Below are 1,239 nucleotides of genomic sequence, written 5' to 3'. Positions count from 1 at the left end.
CGGAGCCGCCGGTCGAGCCGGAGCCGGAGCCGCCTATCGACGAGTGACAGACGGTACGGCCTGAGACCCGATCAGGCCACGTGATGAAGAGGGACGGGCCGGTCGCATCACGCGACCGGCCCGTCCCTCTTCGCGTGGTGATCTCGTGGCCCGCGTCTAGAGTCGACTCCGAGACCGATCACCGTCCCGCCCGCCGATCAGAGGAGCCCGATGCCCACCCCCGCCACCGTCGATCCGGCGGCCAGAACCCGACTGGCCGAGTTGGTCGCCGAGCTCGCGGTCGTGCACGGCCGCGTCACCCTCTCCTCCGGCCGGGAGGCCGATTACTACGTGGACCTGCGCCGCGCGACGCTGCACCACGAGGCGTCCCCGCTGATCGGACGTCTGTTGCGCGAGCTGACCGCGGACTGGGACTTCGACGCCGTGGGCGGGCTGACCCTCGGGGCGGACCCCGTCGCGACCGCCATCATGCACGCGCCGGGTCGGCCGATCGACGCCTTCGTCGTGCGGAAGGAAGCGAAGAAGCACGGGATGCAGCGCCGGATCGAGGGTCCGGACATCGTGGGGAAGCGGGTCCTGGTGGTCGAGGACACCACGACCACCGGTAACTCCCCGCTCACCGCGGTGACCGCGTTGCGGGAGGCGGGCGCCGAGGTGGTGGGCGTGGCGACCGTCGTCGACCGTGCCACCGGCGCCGATGACGTGATCCGGGCCGAGGGCGTGGACTACCGCGCCCTGCTCGGCCTGACCGACCTGGGACTGGAGTGACATGGCAAACGGATGGATGAGGGCACGGAACAGCACAACCGAGAAGACGACGATGACCTTCCCCTCCGTCATGACGCGGGCACTGAGCGAGCGGGTGCTGTCGCTCATGGACACCTCCCGCCCGGAGGGTCCCGCGTTCCTCGCCGCCGCCGCGGGTACGGAGCTCGCCAAGGCGACCGGGTTCGGCCCACTGGAGAAGCTCTGCAAGCCGCTCATCGTCCCGGCGGCGCTGGCCATCGCGCTGCGGGACGGAGCTCGGGGTGAGGGAGCTGGGCGACCGGGAGTCGGCGGTCTCGGGCCGCTCGCGACCATGCTGCTGTCGGTCACCGGCGCGGCGTACACCACCGGCGACGTGATCCTCATGCTCGGGGGCGGACATGCGAGCCGGTCGAAGGCGCGCCTGGTCTCGGGCGCGGCGGCGTTCGGGGTGGGCCATCTCGCGCTCGGCGGGCTGATGCTCCGGTCCGGGCT

Annotated in this window: 1 protein-coding gene and 1 pseudogene; both read left to right on the top strand. The window is 71.8% G+C overall.

The features are described from left to right. Positions 1 to 210: 210 nt before the first annotated feature. Positions 211 to 768, top strand: a complete 558-nt coding sequence (gene pyrE, locus G6026_RS13875; protein WP_182613511.1) for an orotate phosphoribosyltransferase — start codon at positions 211 to 213, stop codon at positions 766 to 768. Positions 769 to 820: 52 nt separating this feature from the next. Next, positions 821 to 1,239 (top strand): annotated as a pseudogene (locus G6026_RS13870) (hypothetical protein); the annotation flags it as partial.

Origin of the sequence: Dietzia sp. DQ11-38-2 (assembly GCF_014145055.1) — a bacterium.
Classification (GTDB): Bacteria; Actinomycetota; Actinomycetes; order Mycobacteriales; family Mycobacteriaceae; genus Dietzia.
This window is presented reverse-complemented; position numbering and strand designations above follow the sequence as displayed.

Bases quoted from the DNA above. Each gene is read 5' to 3' on its own strand.
- pyrE (WP_182613511.1), top strand. From the start codon at position 211: ATGCCCACCCCCGCCACCGTCGATCCGGCGGCCAGAACCCGACTGGCC.